Raw genomic sequence first — 16,942 nt, 5'->3', positions numbered from 1 at the left:
TACGTGTTACTCACCCGTCCGCCGCTAACTTCTTAAGAGCAAGCTCTTAATCGGTTCGCTCGACTTGCATGTATTAGGCACGCCGCCAGCGTTCATCCTGAGCCAGGATCAAACTCTCCAATAAAGTGTTTGTCTAGCATCATAAATAAAAATTGACGTTTCACGTTGTTTGTTTCGTTCAGTTTTCAAAGAACTTATCCGTCGCTCAATTGCGACTTCCTTATGTTAACATCTCAGTTATTCAATGTCAACAATGTTTTTATTTCTTTTTCCGCTTGATGAGTTTGTTCATCAGCGACGAATATTAATTTATCATATATAAAACTATACCGTCAATACTTTTTAATAAAAAATTCTTTTTCTCATATACTTTGTACAATCTTCAGGTGGAGCAATTCTTGTAAATAAGGTAAATAACAATTTATATCGCTCTTCCATCGTCTTTTTTACAATAAGATGGATTCTCTTATCCGCAAAATCGAATAACAATTCATCTAACTCTCTTTTTAATACATATTCTAATTCTTTTTGTTCTTGCTCCGTAATCAATAACCCAATCATTCTGTCACCTCAGCTATTTCTTATCCACATAACGCTTTCCTAATATATATAAAATTAACTAAAGTTATTTTTTATACTTGGAATCAAGTATCTTGTTCTACTTCATACACTGATCTCATCAATCTATTTCTCTAAATATCAAGACAGGATAAAATGTAACTTCTATCATTGAGGTTTTTCCTCCCCACTGTCGGAAAGCTCTCACCAATCGGGAGTTATCTACCATCTATCTTCTTCGCTTTCTCCAAATCTTGAGGTAGAGACCTTATTGTCCAATAAGTAGCGGGATAAATTATATAAATCATTACCGTTCAGTATATCCTTTTCTTACGATGTTAATCGTTTAGTTCTCTTTTCTTCTTTTTCTGCATATAAGTAACTGAAAAGGATTGGACAAAGGGGCGGAGAAACGATGTTTTTCTTCTTTATAACAAGTAAACATAAGTTTAAACAAATTAGTCTTATTATTGTGCTTTCCCTTTTTACAGCATGGCTGCTCTTTTTAAAAACATATTCTCATCAATCAGTTTTTTCAACAACTACTGGTCCAAAAGCAATTTATAAAGGAGACACGACCAAAAAACAAGTTGCTTTAACGTTTGATATTAGTTGGGGGGATGAGAAAGCATTACCTATACTAGATACATTAAAAGAAAAAAAGATTACAAACGCCACATTCTTTCTTTCGGCAGCATGGGCAGAACGCCACCCCGATATTGTAGAGCGCATTATAAAAGATGGTCATGAAATTGGAAGTATGGGATACAATTACAAAGACTACACCTCATTAGAAGCAAATGAAATCCGAAGGGATCTCCTAAAGGCACAGGACGTATTTACCAAACTTCAAGTGAAACAAGTTCAACTCCTACGTCCTCCTAATGGCAACTTTAATAAAACGGTATTAAAAATTGCGGATTCTCTAGGATATACGGTTGTACACTGGAGTAATAATTCAAACGACTGGAAAAATCCTGGAGTCAATAAAATTGTTACTACCGTTTCAAAAAATCTACGCGAGGGAGATATCATTCTACTTCACGCTTCTGACTCAGCGCTACAGACAAATCAAGCATTACCAATGCTGCTTCAAAAGTTAAAAACGGATGGATTGGAAAACACCCCTGTCTCTCAGCTCATTTCTAATACAAAAGCTAAAAGCAAAGACATAGATTGAGCTTGCACCTACTGTCCGCGAATAGCAGGATAAAAAAAGCTGATTCCAATAAAGGAATCAGCTTTTTTGTCCTATTAAACGATGTAACATTAGGACCTGATATGCATTGCACAGCAACAGCGGAACAACCATTAAGTATAACCAATTTGTATCATTGATTCGCAGCGCTGGAACCCATTCAATAACAGTCACAACAATCATAAAGAACAGGGCCGGGACAAAAGCTTTCTTATTCGTTTCTTTACTTTTTATGTAAGCGACAATTGCTCCAAATACAAACAGAGCCCCAGCAACAAAAATATTCACACCAAGTGATGCATTCCCATTTGCAATCAATACAGAGCGCAAGTATACAAAATCAAATAATACAAATGCAATTAAGAAAATTTGTATTGCATTCCAAAGAGATGGAGAGCGAAACATCCCTAGTCCAAACCGATGAATTGTTAAATACGCAAAGAAACCCATCTGACTAATGACACTAAAAATAAAACCTACTCCAAGTAACCAAAAAGAAACTATTAAAATTTCCTTTCCGTCGAAATTTTGAAAAAATTTATTATACTTGTCCCACTCTAAAAGAAAACCGATAAAGATTGTACTGCTTCCCCCAAGAACCAATGTCGTCAAAAAGAGTCGTACCCATTTTCGGCTATTCACAGACATATCCCCCATTATCTATATATTTCTACTTAAATTGTAACAATCTCATTTTTAAAAAGCTAGCCATCAATATGTATAAATTCCTTCAAGATATTTATATTAAAAAGAGAAATATGCGAAAGGAGCCCCGGCTGATGAAACGGAATCTGCTCATTTTGGTCTCTTTCATCCTTTTTATCGGAATAGTTGCATGTGCACCACAAAAAGAAGCAAAATCCCAATTAGACTATGATCAAACGAAAAAAATGATTATTGATATTTTAAAAACGGATCAGGGCAAAAAAGCAATCCAAGATGTACTAACCGATGAAAAAATGAAACAAGCTCTTATTTTAGATGAATCTGTAGTAAAAAAAACGATCGAAGATACTATGGTATCAGACAAAGGGCAACAATTTTGGGAAAAAGCATTTAAAGATCCTGAGTTCGCCGCTAAATTTGCAAAAAGCATTGAGAAAGAGCAAACAAATTTAATGAAAACATTATTAAAAGATCCTGAGTATCAAGCAGGTGTTATAGAAATCATGAAGAATCCAGAAGTTGGGAAAATCATGATGCAAACAATGAAAAGTAAAGAGTATCGTCAATATTTACAGCAAGTCATAACTGAAACTGCCGAAAGCCCACTATTTCAAACAAAAATGATTGATATTATTAGTAAAGGTGTTGAAAAGGCTCAGAAAAGTGGCGGTGAGCAGAAAAAAGAAGGCGGAGCAGGAGAAGGAAAAAAAGCACAAAAATAACCCTCGTACTGAGGGTTATTTTTGTTCAATCGCTGCTCTCTCAATTACTTGCTTAGCAATTTGTTTATAAATTACTCCAACTCGATGCTCCTCATCGTATACAGATGGAGCAAATTCTTCTGTATTCCAATCTGGCTGCTGGAGAGGAATTTGTCCAAGTACTACTGTACGAAGTTCTTCTGCTAGCTTTTCTCCTCCACCTTTTCCAAAAACATATTCTTTTTCACCAGTTACTTTACTTTCGAAATAAGACATATTTTCCACAACACCAATGATCTCATGCTCTGTGCGAAGTGCCATTGCACCAGCTCTAGCTGCTACAAAAGCTGCTGTTGGATGAGGCGTTGTCACAATGATTTCCTTACAAGATGGAAGCATAGAATGTACATCTAATGCTACATCACCTGTACCAGGAGGTAAGTCCAATACTAAGTAATCTAAATCACCCCACTCTACTTCTGTGAAGAAATGATTTAACATTTTCCCAAGCATTGGTCCTCTCCAAATAACAGGCGCATTGTCTTCTACGAAAAAGCCCATAGAAATAACCTTCACTCCCAAACGCTCCACTGGGATAATTTTATCACCTCGTACAATAGGACGTTTTTCAATTCCCATCATATCCGGTACACTAAATCCATATATGTCAGCATCAACGATTCCAACTTTTTTCCCTAATCTAGCAAGAGAAACCGCTAAGTTTACAGAAACCGTCGATTTTCCAACGCCGCCTTTTCCACTTGCTACTGCTAGGAAAGTTGTTTTTGAATGCGGTGATAACAAAGATTCACCCTGCTCTTCTTGCGGAGCAAATTGTAATTGTTCTTCTTCCGTAAATTCTGTAAAACGCAGACCAACTGTTGCTGCTCCTAATTCTTTCACTAATTTCACAATTGTTCCTTGCAACTGCATTTGTTCCGCTGTTCCTGTTTTCACAATCGCAATCTTAATGCTCACATGTTCTTTCTCCGGTTTCACAGCGACTTCTTTAATAGCATTTGTCTCTTTTAATGTTTTATTTAGAAAAGGATCTACAATCCCTTCAAGTGCTCCCACTACTTGTTCTTTCGTTACCATAATCTGTCCCGCCCCCTGTACAAAAATAAGATGAAATAATTCAAACTAAGTTCTTACTAGCATGTAATAACTCAGCCGAACGAAATAAATGCGTTTTCATTGTAAGTATAGCATATTTTCGGAAAACTCCGTTACAAAGAAGAACCCTCCTTAATCGGGAGGGTTTCCTTTCTCAGTAAAATATCGCAGGACCCCGCGATATATAGCAGCAGCAACTTTTTGCTGATATTTCTCTGAGTTTAATAAATATCTTTCATTTACATTAGATAAAAAGCCAGCTTCAACTAACGCACCAGGTGTTTTTGCATGCTTCAATAAATAAACATGAGAAATTGTCTTTGCAGAACGTTTCGTATTCTCGAGACTTGTTCGTAGTTCAGCTTGAATAAATTTTGCTGCCCGCTCGTTTTCTACTAAAGAACGATAATAAAATGTTTGTGCCCCTTTCGAATCGCCACTTGGGAGGGCATTCAAATGCACACTAACAAAAAAGTCAATATCAGACTTATTAATGATATCAACACGTTTTTTTAAGTCCTCTGCTTTGCGGCGACTATATCCCTTTGTACTTTTGTCTGCTAAATCATAATCTCCATTGCGCGTTAAAATAACGAGCGCTCCTTGTTCTTGTAAATAATCTCGTACTTTTTTTGTAATTTCCAATGTAATATCTTTTTCAACAATATCTTCTCCGCCAACCGCTCCTCCATCCGGGCCGCCATGACCAGCATCTAGTACAATAATTTTTCCAGACAAAGGCAAATTCCAAGCTCTCCATGATTTTGTAATTTGAAAATCCTGCTTCGCCAAGAAAAAGAGTACAACCGCCGCTAACATAAAAGAAATAATCCGAATTCTTTTCATACCTTTCCCCCTCTAGCTAGTCCCTCTACTTACTTATATGGGACAAGAGGAAAGTTTATGATTTTCTTAATGCAGCTTCATGCGATATCTTTTCTCACCCTTTTCATATCCTTGTTGCCACCAAGCACTAATAAAGTGCTGACATAACGTATATAAGTGATCATCTTCGTTTTCTTCTAAAGTATGCAAAGGAACACTCGTCAAAAAATGAAATAGCATTTCTGTTAATTGAATTTCCTCATGAGACGCTCTGCTTTTCACATCTAAAAGTGATTCTCCATAATAGCCAAACTTACTATACCTAGCTCCTAATAAATAAGATTCAATACCTAACTCTATACAATAATCTTCATAATGACGATGGAATGTATCCATACAAAAGCAATCACGAATATTTTCTCTGAGTTTTTGTAATGATAACTCACGCAGTATGTTACGTTCATACTTCAGCTGCTTTTCTCTTTGTTTTTCTTTCAGGCTCACAATAACATTCATAGTACTTAAAACCTCCCTATGTACGTATTAGTCTAAACTTCTCAGTAGGAAGCATACACAAGAAGACAGCACTAAAATATTCCAAAGAAGGGGATGCTAACAGAAGATGTTTAAGAACATAAAAAAACCCCAGCCCAAAGGCTGAGGTTTGAAGTTCGCAAAAATTAACGTTTTGAGAACTGAGGTGCACGACGAGCACCTTTAAGACCGTATTTTTTACGCTCTTTCATACGTGCGTCACGAGTTAATAGACCTGCACGTTTTAATGTTAAACGGTATTCTGGATCAGCTTTTAATAAAGCGCGAGAAATACCGTGACGGATAGCACCAGCTTGACCAGTGTATCCACCGCCATGTACATTTACAAGTACATCGTAGTTACCTAAAGTTTCTGTTGCAACTAGAGGTTGTTTCACTACTTCACGTAATGCAGCAAATGGGATATAGTTTTCAAAATCACGACCGTTAATGATAACGCGTCCTTCGCCTGGAACTAGGCGTACGCGTGCTACTGAACTCTTACGACGTCCAGTACCATTGTATTGTACCTGTGCCAAAGTAAGCCCTCCTTTAATTAATTATCCGCGAAGTTCGTAAACTTCTGGTTTTTGTGCTTGGTGTGGATGCTCAGATCCAGCATACACATTTAATTTTTTAGACATTTGACGTCCTAAACGTCCTTTTGGAAGCATGCCTTTAATAGCAAGCTCTAACATTTGTACAGGGTAGTTTGTACGCATTTCTAGAGCTGTTCTTTGCTTAAGTCCACCTGGGTGGTTAGTGTGACGGTAGTAAATTTTATCGTTTAATTTATTACCTGTTAAGTGAACTTTCTCAGCGTTAATAATAATTACATGATCACCAGTATCAATATGTGGTGTAAATGTTGGTTTGTTTTTACCACGTAAAATGGATGCTACTTCAGTAGCAAGGCGACCTAAAGTTTTACCTTCAGCATCAACCACATACCATTTACGCTCAACTTCGTTAGCTTTTGCCATAAAAGTCGTACGCATTTGTTTCCCTCCTACTCAATATCTTTTCCATAGAAAAAATTCTATTGTTTATCTTAAACACGATTTCCTTCCGGGGCTAATCGCGGTTTTAGAAACAATACCATATGTTATGATATCCTTTTGAGTTTCTAATGTCAAGCAAATGTTACACCAGGATTAGTTGTTATAGTTTACCTCCCATAAATACAGGCCTTGCCCCGGTACCATCTTCCCAGCAAAACGACGGTCTTGTTTTTTTAAAATATCTGGAATACTTTCAGGAGAAATTTTTCCTTGACCGACGCTAAGCAGCGTACCGACAATAATTCGAACCATGTTATATAAAAAACCATTTCCAACAAAGCGAAAGATTAGCTCATCACCTTGTTCTATTAAATCTAGTTCATAAATTGTTCGCACTTTATCCTTTTTATCAGTTTTTGCCGAACAAAATGAAGTAAAATCATGCGTTCCAATAAAATAAGGAATCGCTTTTCGAATGGATTCTATTTGTAATGCATATGGGTATTGATATACATAATGTCTACGAAATACATCAGCTTTTTTAGATAATAATACACGATAGCGATATTCTTTTTTTACAACACCGTATCGTGCATGAAAGTCTAAAGTTTTTTTCTCGGCCTGCTGCACAACAATATCATCTGGAAGCATTGTATTTAAAGCTGCCATCCATTGCTCTCCTGTTAATGATAACGGTGTATCAAAATGAATGACTTGGCCTTTGGCATGGACAGTGGAATCCGTTCTTCCTGATGCTTGTACACGAACAGGCTCTCCTTTATGCACCTTTTGCAAGGCTTTCTCTATTTCTTGTTGAACAGTACGTTGATTCGGTTGAATTTGGTATCCACAAAAATTCATTCCATCATACGCGACTGTGCATTTTATTCTTTGCATATTCATACTCTCCATTACGATCGAACTAAAATTAAAATACAAGCTAAACCACATAGACTCAAGAGTGTTAATGTATCAAGCCATTTCCATTCTAATTGCCGGAATTTCGTACGGTATCCATTACTTTGATAACCTCGTGCTTCCATAGCAATCGCTAAGTCCTCTGCACGTTTAAACGCACTAATAAATAGTGGTACAAGTAACGAGATAATCGCTTTCAACCTGTCTTTTATTGGACCACCTGCAAAGTCTATACCACGAGAAGCTTGTGCTTTCATAATTTTACTCGTTTCATCCATCAAAGTCGGAATAAAGCGCAACGAAATAGACATCATAAGTGCAATTTCATGAACAGGGACTTTTAAACGTTTTAAAGGATGCAATAGTGTCTCCATGCCATCTGTAATTTCAATTGGTGTTGTTGTTAACGTTAAGAGAGTGGTCATTAAAATAATGACCAAAAAACGAATGGAAATATAAATTCCCTGCTGAAGCCCTTTCTCATATATAGAAAACCATCCAAATTGAACGAGCACAGCACCCTCTTTTGTTGTAAAAATATGCAGAAAGAACGTGAATAAAAAAATCCATAAAATAGGCTTTAATCCTGACAGAATATAACGAATCGGCACTTTTGCAAAAAACAAAGCAATGAGTGCATACAAAAATAGCAAGCCATATGAAATTGCATTATTTGCTAAAAATACAACAAATACATATAAAAAAACAATTAACAGTTTTGTACGAGGATCCAGTCTATGAATAGCAGATTCTCCCGGAATATATCTTCCGATAATTAGCTGCTGCATAATGAATCCCCACCTTTTCTAAACAGTTGTATGACTTCATCTGCTAAATCTTCTAAAGACAAGGTGGCTTTCGGTATAGAAATGCCTAATTTCTCTTCAATTTCCCGCTTATACTTCAGCGACATCGGAAGAGACACACCAATTTGTTCAAGTTCGTCTGCATGCGTAAAGACTTCCTCTGATGTTCCTTGCAAAAAGACCGTTCCTTTATGCATGACAACAATGCTTTCTGCGTATTTTGCAGCATCCTCCATATTATGTGTCACAAGAATCACCGTAAGGTCTTTTTGCTGGTGAAGATGATAAAACATCTCCATAAGCTCATTCTGGCCCTTTGGATCAAGTCCTGCTGTTGGTTCATCTAATACTAATACCTCAGGCTCCATCGCTAATACACCCGCTATAGCAACACGTCTCATTTGCCCTCCGCTTAATTCAAATGGAGATCGTTCTAATAGTTCTTCTGATAGCCCAACCAATCGAATAGCATCTTTTGCCTTTTGTTTCGCTTCATGCTCAGACACACCAAAATTTAAAGGACCAAAACAGATATCTTTTTCCACTGTTTCTTCAAATAACTGATGTTCTGGAAATTGAAAAACAACCCCAACTTTTTTTCGAAGAGGTTTTAATTTTTTTACTTTCTTTTGAGAAGATATTGTATACTCTCCAATGCGAACAGTTCCACTCGTTGGTTGTAATAAACCATTTAAATGTTGGATCATCGTTGACTTACCCGAACCCGTATGACCAATAATCGCATAATATCCGCCACTAGGAAACGCAATATCTATGTCGTAAAGGGCTCGTTTTTCAAATGGGGTTTTATATTGATAACGATGCTCTACTTTTTGGAATGTAATCTCCAAAGTTCGTTCACCAAACTTTCCATTGTAAGATGCATTGATTGTAAAGGAATTTCATTGCTTTTCAACAATTCTGCCATTTTCACAGAAAATGGTACGTCTAAACCGATTTCTTTCAGCATTTTCGGTGATCGAAAAATATGCTCAGGCGTTCCTTCTTCTAATATTTCTCCACGATTTAAAATAATAATACGATCCGACTGCGCTGCTTCCTCTAAATCGTGAGTAATCGAAAGAACTGTAACCCCTTTTGTACGAACAAGATCTCTTACTGTTTCTACCACTTCTCTACGGCCTTGTGGGTCAAGCATAGATGTTGCTTCATCTAGTACTAAAATAGAAGGCTGAAGTGCCAATACACCCGCAATTGCAACGCGTTGCTTTTGCCCACCTGATAAATAATGAGGTTCTTCATTTTGAAACTCTTCCATTCGAACGAGCTCCAAAGCGTGCTTCATACGCTCTATCATCAGTTCCCTGGGCATTCCTATATTTTCAAGTCCAAAGACAACGTCATCCTGTACAGTTGTTCCAACAAATTGATTATCTGGATTTTGAAAGACCATTCCAATCTGTTTCCGAATATCCCATACAGTTTCTTCAGATAAAACAAGAGTTTCATTTACAGTAATTGTTCCTGCTGATGGTAAGAACAAGCCATTTAATAACTTTGCAAGCGTGGATTTTCCTGACCCGTTTTGCCCAATAACAGATACCCATTCTCCTTCATATAAAGAGAATGAAACGTCACGCAGGGCGTAAGAAGCAGCTTGAGGATATTGAAATGATATGTTCTCAGCACGGAGCTTCTCTTTTTTCACTCGTGGGCACCCTCTTCCATTATTCAGCCAAATAAAATAAAACTTCCATCAGTGTTTTTTCATCCCGCACTGATGGAAAGCTCTCACCAATCGGACTTTTACGGGCAGTTATCTCCCACCTAACTTCCCCGCTTCTCTCTGAATCTTGAAGTGTGGGTCTTACTGCCCGCAAATAGCGGGATAAACGTTTTCTTCTATACTTAAAAAAAAAGGGCCATGACCAGTTACTTAAAAAGTACTGTCCTGCCCTTTTGCTTGTCATTATACTAACTCGATAATTACCATTGGTGCAGCGTCACCGCGACGTGGACCAATTTTTGCAATACGAGTGTATCCGCCTTGACGCTCAGCATAGCGTGGAGCTACATCAGCGAATAATTTTTGTAATGCATCTTGACCAGTCTCAGCATTAGCAACTTCATTACGAATGTAAGAAGCTGCTTGACGACGAGCATGAAGATCTCCGCGTTTACCTAAAGTGATCATTTTTTCCACTACAGAACGAAGTTCTTTTGCACGAGTTTCTGTCGTTTGGATGCGCTCGTTGATAATTAAATCAGTAGCTAAGTCACGTAACATAGCTTTACGTTGCGCACTTGTACGGCCTAATTTTCTGTATGCCATTCGTAGTTCCCTCCTTTGTTGATGAGTTTAAATCCTCAGTCGTCTTTACGTAAGCCTAAACCTAGTTCTTCTAGCTTATGCTTAACTTCTTCTAAGGATTTACGTCCTAAGTTACGAACTTTCATCATATCTTCTTCTGTTTTGTTCGCAAGCTCTTGTACAGTGTTAATACCTGCACGTTTTAAGCAATTATAAGAACGAACAGAAAGATCAAGTTCTTCAATTGTCATTTCTAGAACTTTTTCTTTTTGATCTTCTTCCTTTTCGACCATAATCTCAGCATTTTGCGCTTCGTCAGTTAAACCAACAAAGATGTTTAAATGCTCTGTTAAGATTTTGGCACCTAAAGAGATAGCTTCTTTTGGCCCGATGCTTCCATCCGTCCATACATCAAGCGTAAGCTTATCATAATTTGCCACTTGTCCAACACGTGTCTTTTCCACTTGGTAAGTCACACGTGATACTGGAGTATAAATAGAATCAATAGGAATTACACCTATTGGTTGATCCTCGCTCTTATTTGCATCAGCTGGCGTATACCCACGGCCACGCTTTGCAGTTAAACGCACGCGGAAATGCGCATCCTTTGCTAACGTTGCAATGTATAAATCCGGATTTAAGATTTCAACATCACTATCATGAGTAATATCAGCAGCTGTGACAATACCTTCGCCCTGTACATCGATTTCGAGCGTCTTCTCTTCTTCAGAGTAGATTTTGAGAGCTAACTTTTTCAAGTTTAAGATGATCGTTGTAACATCTTCTACTACACCCTCAACTGTCGAAAATTCGTGTAATACGCCATCGATTTGGATGGCAGTAACAGCGGCACCAGGGAGTGAGGATAAAAGAATACGACGTAAGGAGTTACCCAAAGTAGTACCATATCCACGCTCAAGCGGTTCAATAACGAATTTACCATACTTAGCATCTTCGTTAAGCTCAACCGTTTCGATTTTTGGTTTTTCAATTTCAATCATTTATTAAACCCTCCTTCAAAACGTCGAAACCTCGGTTAGACATAGGAAATCACCTCTATCTAACCGAAAGTCCCCCTTAGGCAGTTCCCGATTGTGCACAACAAGCGATGTTTCTGTACGAAATTTCTCGATAATGCATCATATCCATTATAGACAATAGGGAAAAATCTATACAGAAAAATTATACACGACGACGTTTTGGCGGACGACATCCATTATGAGGTACTGGAGTAACATCTCTAATTGCTGTTACTTCTAGACCTGCAGCTTGAAGCGAACGAATTGCAGCTTCACGACCAGCACCAGGGCCTTTTACAGTAACCTCTAAAGTTTTTAAACCATGCTCCATTGCAACTTTAGCAGCAGTTTCAGCAGCCATTTGTGCAGCGAATGGAGTAGATTTACGAGACCCACGGAAACCAAGTGCACCAGCACTAGACCAAGAAAGCGCGTTACCATGAGTATCTGTAAGAGTTACGATTGTGTTGTTGAAAGTAGAACGAATATGAGCGATACCAGATTCAATATTCTTTTTCACACGTTTTTTACGAGTGTTTGTTTTACGTGCCATTGTTAGTTCAACCTCCTTTACTTATTATTTCTTTTTATTTGCTACTGTACGACGTGGACCTTTACGTGTACGAGCATTGTTTTTAGAGTTTTGACCACGAACTGGTAAACCACGACGGTGACGAAGACCACGGTAAGAACCGATCTCCATTAGACGTTTAATGTTAAGAGAAACTTCACGACGAAGGTCTCCTTCAACTTTGATACGATCGACGATATCACGGATACGTCCTAATTCGTCTTCAGTTAAATCGCGAACTCGTGTTTCTTCAGAAACACCAGCTTCAGCAAGAATTTTTTCAGCAGTTGTGCGACCAATGCCGAATACGTAAGTTAAAGAAATAACAACGCGTTTGTCACGAGGAATATCTACACCTGCGATACGTGCCATTCCGAATGCACCTCCTTCTGATTAACCTTGTTTTTGTTTATGTTTAGGGTTTTCACAAATAACCATTACTTTTCCACGTCTACGAATAACTTTACATTTTTCGCAGATCGGCTTAACTGACGGTCTTACTTTCATGTCTCGAACCTCCTTAAAGATTACGGAGTGCTATATTATTTAAAGCGGTACGTGATACGACCACGATTTAAATCATACGGAGATAATTCTACCGTAACTTTATCTCCTGGTAAAATACGAATGAAGTTCATACGGATTTTACCAGAAACGTGAGCCAATACAACATGCCCATTCTCTAATTCTACTTTGAACATAGCATTTGGCAACGTTTCAATAACGGTACCTTCGACTTCAATTACATCATCTTTAGCCATTCAATGTTCTCCCTTCTTCAAATCAGTAACATTCTACACTGTTCTGAAATTCCGGAGAGCCAGCTACCTATAAAGTGGTAAGGATTTCGTATCCTGCTTCTGTAAGAGCAATCGTGTGCTCAAAATGTGCACACCATTTACCATCTACCGTTACCACTGTCCAGTCATCAGATAGTGTTTTTACATATCGTCTTCCTTGGTTCACCATCGGCTCAACACAAATGACCATTCCCGGTTTTAATCTAGGGCCTTGATTCGGTGGACCATAGTGCGGGATTTGTGGGTCTTCATGTAAGTCTTGCCCGATTCCGTGACCGACATACTCCCTAACGATCGAGAATCCATTATCTTCAACATACGTTTGAATCGCATGTGAAACATTAGATAATCGTTCGCCCGGTTTTGCGTGTTCTAGACCAAGATACAACGATTTTTCTGTGACATCAAGTAGCTTTTGAACAGATTCGGAAATGTTTCCTACTGGATACGTCCATGCAGAATCTCCATGGTATCCATTATATTTCGCACCAATATCGATACTAATAATATCGCCTTCTTGGAGCTTGCGCTTTCCTGGAATCCCGTGTACAAGCTCTTCGTTTACCGAAGCACAAATGCTTCCCGGAAATCCGTTGTATCCTTTAAAAGATGGCGTGGCGCCATATTTTAGAATCGTTTTTTCCGCTATTTGATCGAGCTCTTTCGTTGTAATTCCTGGGGCAATATGCTTTTTTAACTCTTGATGAGTTAAAGCAACAATCTTGCCAGCTTCTCGCATAATCTCGATTTCGCGAGGAGTTTTGCAAATAATCATTACGCTAAGCCTCCGATGAGAAGATCGACATCAGCAAATACTTTATCGATATCTTGCTCACCATTAATGCTTTTTAAGTAACCAAGCTCTTCGTAGAAATCAAGCAACGGCTTTGTTTGCTTAATATTCACTTCTAAACGATTTGCTACAGTTTCTTCGTTATCATCAGAACGCTGATATAACTCGCCACCACATTTATCACATACGCCCTCTTTTGCTGGCGGATTGAATTCTAAGTGGTAAGTCGCACCGCACTCTTTACAAATGCGACGGCCTGTTAAACGTTTTAACAGCAATCCTGAATCCACATTAATGTTTAAAACATAATTGATCTTTTTGCCAAGATCTTTCATGATTTCTTCAAGAGCTGACGCTTGTGCAACTGTTCGTGGAAAACCATCTAATAAGAAGCCTTTTACGCAGTCTTCTTGGCTTAAACGCTCACGCACGATTCCGATTGTAACTTCATCTGGTACAAGTGCTCCTTTATCAATAAAGGACTTCGCTTGTAAACCAAGTTCAGTTTCATCTTTCATAGCAGCACGGAACATATCTCCTGTTGAAATGTGAGGGATGTCATACTTGGCAACAATCTTTTCGGCTTGTGTGCCTTTACCAGCACCTGGAAGCCCCATTAGAATTAAGTTCATCTGTATTCCCCCTCATCAATGAGCATGTAGGGAAGATGCCTCTTCCCACTTACTCACTGTTTGATAAACCCTTTGTAATGGCGTTTTACTAATTGACTTTCGAGCTGTTTCATTGTCTCTAAAGCAACACCGACAACAATTAGTAAACTCGTTCCACCAATCTGAGCAGATTGTGGCAGATTTGCAATTTGAATAAATAAAACAGGTAGAATTGCAATTGCCGCTAAGAAAATTGCACCTACAAAGGTCAAACGATACAAGATCTTTGTTAGATATTGTTCTGTATTCTTACCCGGACGAATACCAGGAACATATCCACCTTGTTTATTTAAGTTTTCAGCCATCTGTTCAGGATTCACTTGAACAAATGCATAGAAATATGCAAAGGCAATAATTAGTGTAACATATATGATCATACCCACTGGATGAGTATAGTTAAAGTTCTTAATAATCCACTGCGATATTTCATATTTCGGGAAAAACTGTGCAATAGTCGGAGGCGTAATCAAGAATGAAACAGCAAAAATTACTGGAATAACACCAGCACTATTTACCTTAAGTGGTAAATGAGTGTTTTGTGCTCCAGTATAACCACCATTTCCAGTTACGCGCTTCGCATATTGAATCGGGATCTTTCTAACAGCTTGTTGAATGTAAATAACACCAACAATAACCGCTAACACAGCTAACAAAATTAAACCAACTTTTACGATACGGATGAACAAGTCTTCTCCGGCATTTTGGAACTGCTGTGCATACACTTGACTTATAGTATTTGGGATAGCTGCGGTAATACCTGCAAAGATAATAATAGAAATACCGTTTCCTACTCCCTTTGCAGTAATCTGCTCACCTAACCACATTAGAAATGCAGTTCCGGCAGTCAGCACCGTAGCAATATATAAGTATGTTGACCAGCTAGGATCCGTAATTAACTGTCCACCTGCCATACCGTTAAAACCGATTGACATACCGAGTGCTTGAATAAAAGCAAGAACAATTGTAAAGTAGCGGGTAAACTGATTTAACTTACGACGACCCATTTCCCCTTGTTTTGACCATTCCGTAAATTTAGGAACAACATCCATCTGCAATAATTGCACGATGATGGATGCTGTAATGTACGGCATGATTCCCATCGCAAAGATGGAGAATTTTTTCAAGGCTCCGCCGCCAAATGTATTCAGAATACCCAATACATTCAACTGGTCTTGCGCTCTCAGTACATCTGCATTTGTATGAGGCACTGGGATGAACGTGCCAATCCGAAACACGATTAACATCGCTAAAGTGAACAATATTTTATTTCTTATCTCAGCAACGCGCATAAAGTTGGAGATTGTGCGAAACATTAGATCACCTCAACTGTTCCGCCAGCCGCTTCAATCGCTTCTTTTGCAGTTGAAGAGAATTTGTGAGCTTTAACAGTAAGCTTTTTCTCTACTGCACCGTTTGCAAGAATTTTAACACCGTCATTTAATTTGCTGATAACGCCAGTCTCAAGCAATAATTCAGGTGTTACTTCTGTACCGTCTTCAAAACGATTTAACGTTGTTAAGTTAACGATAGCAAACTCTTTACGGTTAATGTTTGTGAAGCCGCGTTTTGGTAAACGACGGAATAATGGAGTTTGACCACCTTCAAAACCAAGACGAACACCGCCACCAGAACGTGCGTTTTGTCCTTTATGACCTTTTCCAGCAGTTTTACCATTACCAGAACCGATACCACGACCTACACGGTTACGAACTTTACGAGAACCTTCTGCAGGTTGTAATTCATGAAGTTTCATTCCAAGGCACCTCCTTATATTGATGAGTTATCATTAAGCTTCTTTTACAGTTACAAGGTGAGAAACTTTGTTGATCATACCGCGAATAGCAGGAGTTTCTTCCTTAACTACAGTTGAATTCAACTTTTTAAGACCTAAAGCTTCTACAGTCGCACGTTGATCTTGTGGACGACCAATTACACTACGAGTGAGGGTAATTTCTAACTTTTTCGCCATTATGTTTTCCCTCCTTCTTAACCTAGTAGCTCTTCTACAGATTTACCGCGTAATTTTGCAACATCTTCAGCACGCTTAAGATCTTTTAATCCATTTACAGTAGCACGGATCATGTTAATTGGTGTGTTAGAACCAAGAGATTTAGAAAGAATATCTTGTACACCAGCTAATTCAAGAACCGCACGAACTGGACCACCAGCGATAACTCCAGTACCTTCTGCAGCAGGTTTTAAGAATACTTCACCCGCTCCAAATTGACCGATGATTTCGTGTGGAATTGATGTACCAACTAATGGTACTTCGATTAAGTTTTTCTTAGCATCTTCGATAGCCTTGCGGATTGCATCTGGTACCTCTTGCGCTTTACCAGTACCGAATCCAACATGACCGTTTTTATCACCAACTACAACCAGTGCAGCGAAGCGGAAACGACGACCACCCTTAACAACTTTCGCAACACGGTTTATCGTAACTACACGCTCTTCAAGTTCAAATTTACTTGGGTCAATGCGACGCATCTATTT

Annotated in this window: 25 protein-coding genes and 1 rRNA gene; 2 read left to right on the top strand and 24 right to left on the bottom strand. The window is 38.4% G+C overall.

The window, feature by feature from the left end; genetic code table 11:
• A 16S ribosomal RNA gene (locus WAX78_RS24410) occupies positions 1–124 on the bottom strand; the annotation flags it as partial.
• A 218-nt stretch (positions 125–342) separates the two neighbouring features.
• Positions 343–561 carry a hypothetical protein gene (locus WAX78_RS24405; protein WP_336484587.1) on the bottom strand — a complete coding sequence of 73 codons (219 nt, stop codon included), beginning with the start codon at positions 559–561 and terminating at the stop codon, positions 343–345.
• A 412-nt stretch (positions 562–973) separates the two neighbouring features.
• On the opposite strand from WAX78_RS24405, the gene pdaB reads away from it, so the two are divergent.
• On the top strand, positions 974–1,738 hold the full coding sequence (pdaB, locus tag WAX78_RS24400) for a polysaccharide deacetylase family sporulation protein PdaB (RefSeq protein ID WP_336484586.1): 765 nt from the start codon (positions 974–976) through the stop codon (positions 1,736–1,738).
• Between the two features lie 57 nt (positions 1,739–1,795).
• Here the strand turns inward: pdaB and WAX78_RS24395 are convergent, their stop codons facing one another.
• Positions 1,796–2,398: a KinB-signaling pathway activation protein gene (locus WAX78_RS24395; RefSeq protein ID WP_336484585.1), complete on the bottom strand. Its 603-nt coding sequence runs from the start codon at positions 2,396–2,398 to the stop codon at positions 1,796–1,798.
• A 137-nt stretch (positions 2,399–2,535) separates the two neighbouring features.
• Between WAX78_RS24395 and gerD the strand changes: the two genes are divergently transcribed.
• Complete coding sequence (gene gerD / locus WAX78_RS24390; RefSeq protein WP_336484584.1) at positions 2,536–3,144, top strand: spore germination lipoprotein GerD; 609 nt, start codon at positions 2,536–2,538, stop codon at positions 3,142–3,144.
• 15 nt (positions 3,145–3,159) lie between these two features.
• Here the strand turns inward: gerD and WAX78_RS24385 are convergent, their stop codons facing one another.
• The 21 genes from WAX78_RS24385 to rpsE all read right to left on the bottom strand — a co-directional run bounded on the left by WAX78_RS24385 (position 3,160) and on the right by rpsE (position 16,936).
• A complete protein-coding gene (locus WAX78_RS24385; RefSeq protein ID WP_336484583.1) occupies positions 3,160–4,221 on the bottom strand; it encodes an Mrp/NBP35 family ATP-binding protein in 1,062 nt (353 codons plus the stop codon).
• 150 nt (positions 4,222–4,371) lie between these two features.
• Positions 4,372–5,085, bottom strand: a complete 714-nt coding sequence (gene cwlD, locus WAX78_RS24380; protein WP_336484582.1) for an N-acetylmuramoyl-L-alanine amidase CwlD — start codon at positions 5,083–5,085, stop codon at positions 4,372–4,374.
• A gap of 66 nt (positions 5,086–5,151) precedes the next feature.
• Complete coding sequence (locus WAX78_RS24375; RefSeq protein ID WP_336484581.1) at positions 5,152–5,580, bottom strand: DUF2521 family protein; 429 nt, start codon at positions 5,578–5,580, stop codon at positions 5,152–5,154.
• 164 nt (positions 5,581–5,744) lie between these two features.
• Positions 5,745–6,137, bottom strand: a complete 393-nt coding sequence (gene rpsI, locus WAX78_RS24370) for a 30S ribosomal protein S9 (protein WP_020063209.1) — start codon at positions 6,135–6,137, stop codon at positions 5,745–5,747.
• A 21-nt stretch (positions 6,138–6,158) separates the two neighbouring features.
• Positions 6,159–6,596 carry a 50S ribosomal protein L13 gene (gene rplM, locus WAX78_RS24365; RefSeq protein WP_336484580.1) on the bottom strand — a complete coding sequence of 146 codons (438 nt, stop codon included), beginning with the start codon at positions 6,594–6,596 and terminating at the stop codon, positions 6,159–6,161.
• A gap of 156 nt (positions 6,597–6,752) precedes the next feature.
• Complete coding sequence (gene truA / locus WAX78_RS24360; protein WP_336484579.1) at positions 6,753–7,496, bottom strand: tRNA pseudouridine(38-40) synthase TruA; 744 nt, start codon at positions 7,494–7,496, stop codon at positions 6,753–6,755.
• A 14-nt stretch (positions 7,497–7,510) separates the two neighbouring features.
• A complete protein-coding gene (locus WAX78_RS24355; protein ID WP_336484578.1) occupies positions 7,511–8,305 on the bottom strand; it encodes an energy-coupling factor transporter transmembrane component T family protein in 795 nt (264 codons plus the stop codon).
• Positions 8,293–9,174, bottom strand: a complete 882-nt coding sequence (locus tag WAX78_RS24350) for an energy-coupling factor ABC transporter ATP-binding protein (protein WP_336484577.1) — start codon at positions 9,172–9,174, stop codon at positions 8,293–8,295. The genes WAX78_RS24355 and WAX78_RS24350 overlap by 13 nt, the downstream gene beginning before the upstream one ends.
• Positions 9,150–9,992, bottom strand: a complete 843-nt coding sequence (locus WAX78_RS24345; protein WP_336484576.1) for an energy-coupling factor ABC transporter ATP-binding protein — start codon at positions 9,990–9,992, stop codon at positions 9,150–9,152. The genes WAX78_RS24350 and WAX78_RS24345 overlap by 25 nt, the downstream gene beginning before the upstream one ends.
• A gap of 261 nt (positions 9,993–10,253) precedes the next feature.
• On the bottom strand, positions 10,254–10,616 hold the full coding sequence (gene rplQ / locus WAX78_RS24340; protein ID WP_098310011.1) for a 50S ribosomal protein L17: 363 nt from the start codon (positions 10,614–10,616) through the stop codon (positions 10,254–10,256).
• A 35-nt stretch (positions 10,617–10,651) separates the two neighbouring features.
• Positions 10,652–11,596, bottom strand: coding sequence for a DNA-directed RNA polymerase subunit alpha (locus WAX78_RS24335; protein ID WP_000569645.1), 945 nt, complete (start codon positions 11,594–11,596; stop codon positions 10,652–10,654).
• Positions 11,597–11,777: 181 nt separating this feature from the next.
• Positions 11,778–12,167 carry a 30S ribosomal protein S11 gene (gene rpsK / locus WAX78_RS24330; protein WP_336484575.1) on the bottom strand — a complete coding sequence of 130 codons (390 nt, stop codon included), beginning with the start codon at positions 12,165–12,167 and terminating at the stop codon, positions 11,778–11,780.
• A 24-nt stretch (positions 12,168–12,191) separates the two neighbouring features.
• On the bottom strand, positions 12,192–12,557 hold the full coding sequence (gene rpsM, locus WAX78_RS24325) for a 30S ribosomal protein S13 (protein WP_035433696.1): 366 nt from the start codon (positions 12,555–12,557) through the stop codon (positions 12,192–12,194).
• A gap of 21 nt (positions 12,558–12,578) precedes the next feature.
• Positions 12,579–12,692 (bottom strand): 50S ribosomal protein L36, encoded by a 114-nt coding sequence (gene rpmJ / locus WAX78_RS24320; protein WP_000868344.1) that lies wholly within the window; start codon positions 12,690–12,692, stop codon positions 12,579–12,581.
• Positions 12,693–12,727: 35 nt separating this feature from the next.
• Positions 12,728–12,946 (bottom strand): translation initiation factor IF-1, encoded by a 219-nt coding sequence (infA, locus tag WAX78_RS24315; RefSeq protein WP_020062312.1) that lies wholly within the window; start codon positions 12,944–12,946, stop codon positions 12,728–12,730.
• A 67-nt stretch (positions 12,947–13,013) separates the two neighbouring features.
• Complete coding sequence (gene map, locus WAX78_RS24310; protein ID WP_336484574.1) at positions 13,014–13,760, bottom strand: type I methionyl aminopeptidase; 747 nt, start codon at positions 13,758–13,760, stop codon at positions 13,014–13,016.
• Positions 13,760–14,410 (bottom strand): adenylate kinase, encoded by a 651-nt coding sequence (locus tag WAX78_RS24305; RefSeq protein ID WP_098310009.1) that lies wholly within the window; start codon positions 14,408–14,410, stop codon positions 13,760–13,762. Before WAX78_RS24305 ends, map begins: the two co-directional genes overlap by 1 nt.
• 53 nt (positions 14,411–14,463) lie before the next feature.
• Complete coding sequence (gene secY / locus WAX78_RS24300) at positions 14,464–15,762, bottom strand: preprotein translocase subunit SecY (RefSeq protein ID WP_336484573.1); 1,299 nt, start codon at positions 15,760–15,762, stop codon at positions 14,464–14,466.
• Positions 15,762–16,202: a 50S ribosomal protein L15 gene (rplO, locus tag WAX78_RS24295; protein WP_098310007.1), complete on the bottom strand. Its 441-nt coding sequence runs from the start codon at positions 16,200–16,202 to the stop codon at positions 15,762–15,764. Before rplO ends, secY begins: the two co-directional genes overlap by 1 nt.
• A gap of 33 nt (positions 16,203–16,235) precedes the next feature.
• Complete coding sequence (gene rpmD / locus WAX78_RS24290) at positions 16,236–16,418, bottom strand: 50S ribosomal protein L30 (RefSeq protein WP_020062307.1); 183 nt, start codon at positions 16,416–16,418, stop codon at positions 16,236–16,238.
• Between the two features lie 17 nt (positions 16,419–16,435).
• Positions 16,436–16,936, bottom strand: coding sequence for a 30S ribosomal protein S5 (gene rpsE / locus WAX78_RS24285; RefSeq protein WP_336484572.1), 501 nt, complete (start codon positions 16,934–16,936; stop codon positions 16,436–16,438).
• Positions 16,937–16,942: the final 6 nt, after the last annotated feature.

Source organism: Bacillus yunxiaonensis (genome assembly GCF_037104695.1).
Classification (GTDB): Bacteria; Bacillota; Bacilli; order Bacillales; family Bacillaceae_G; genus Bacillus_A; species Bacillus_A yunxiaonensis.
Note: the sequence above shows the minus strand (reverse complement) of the source record. Positions and strands in the feature narration are given on the sequence as shown.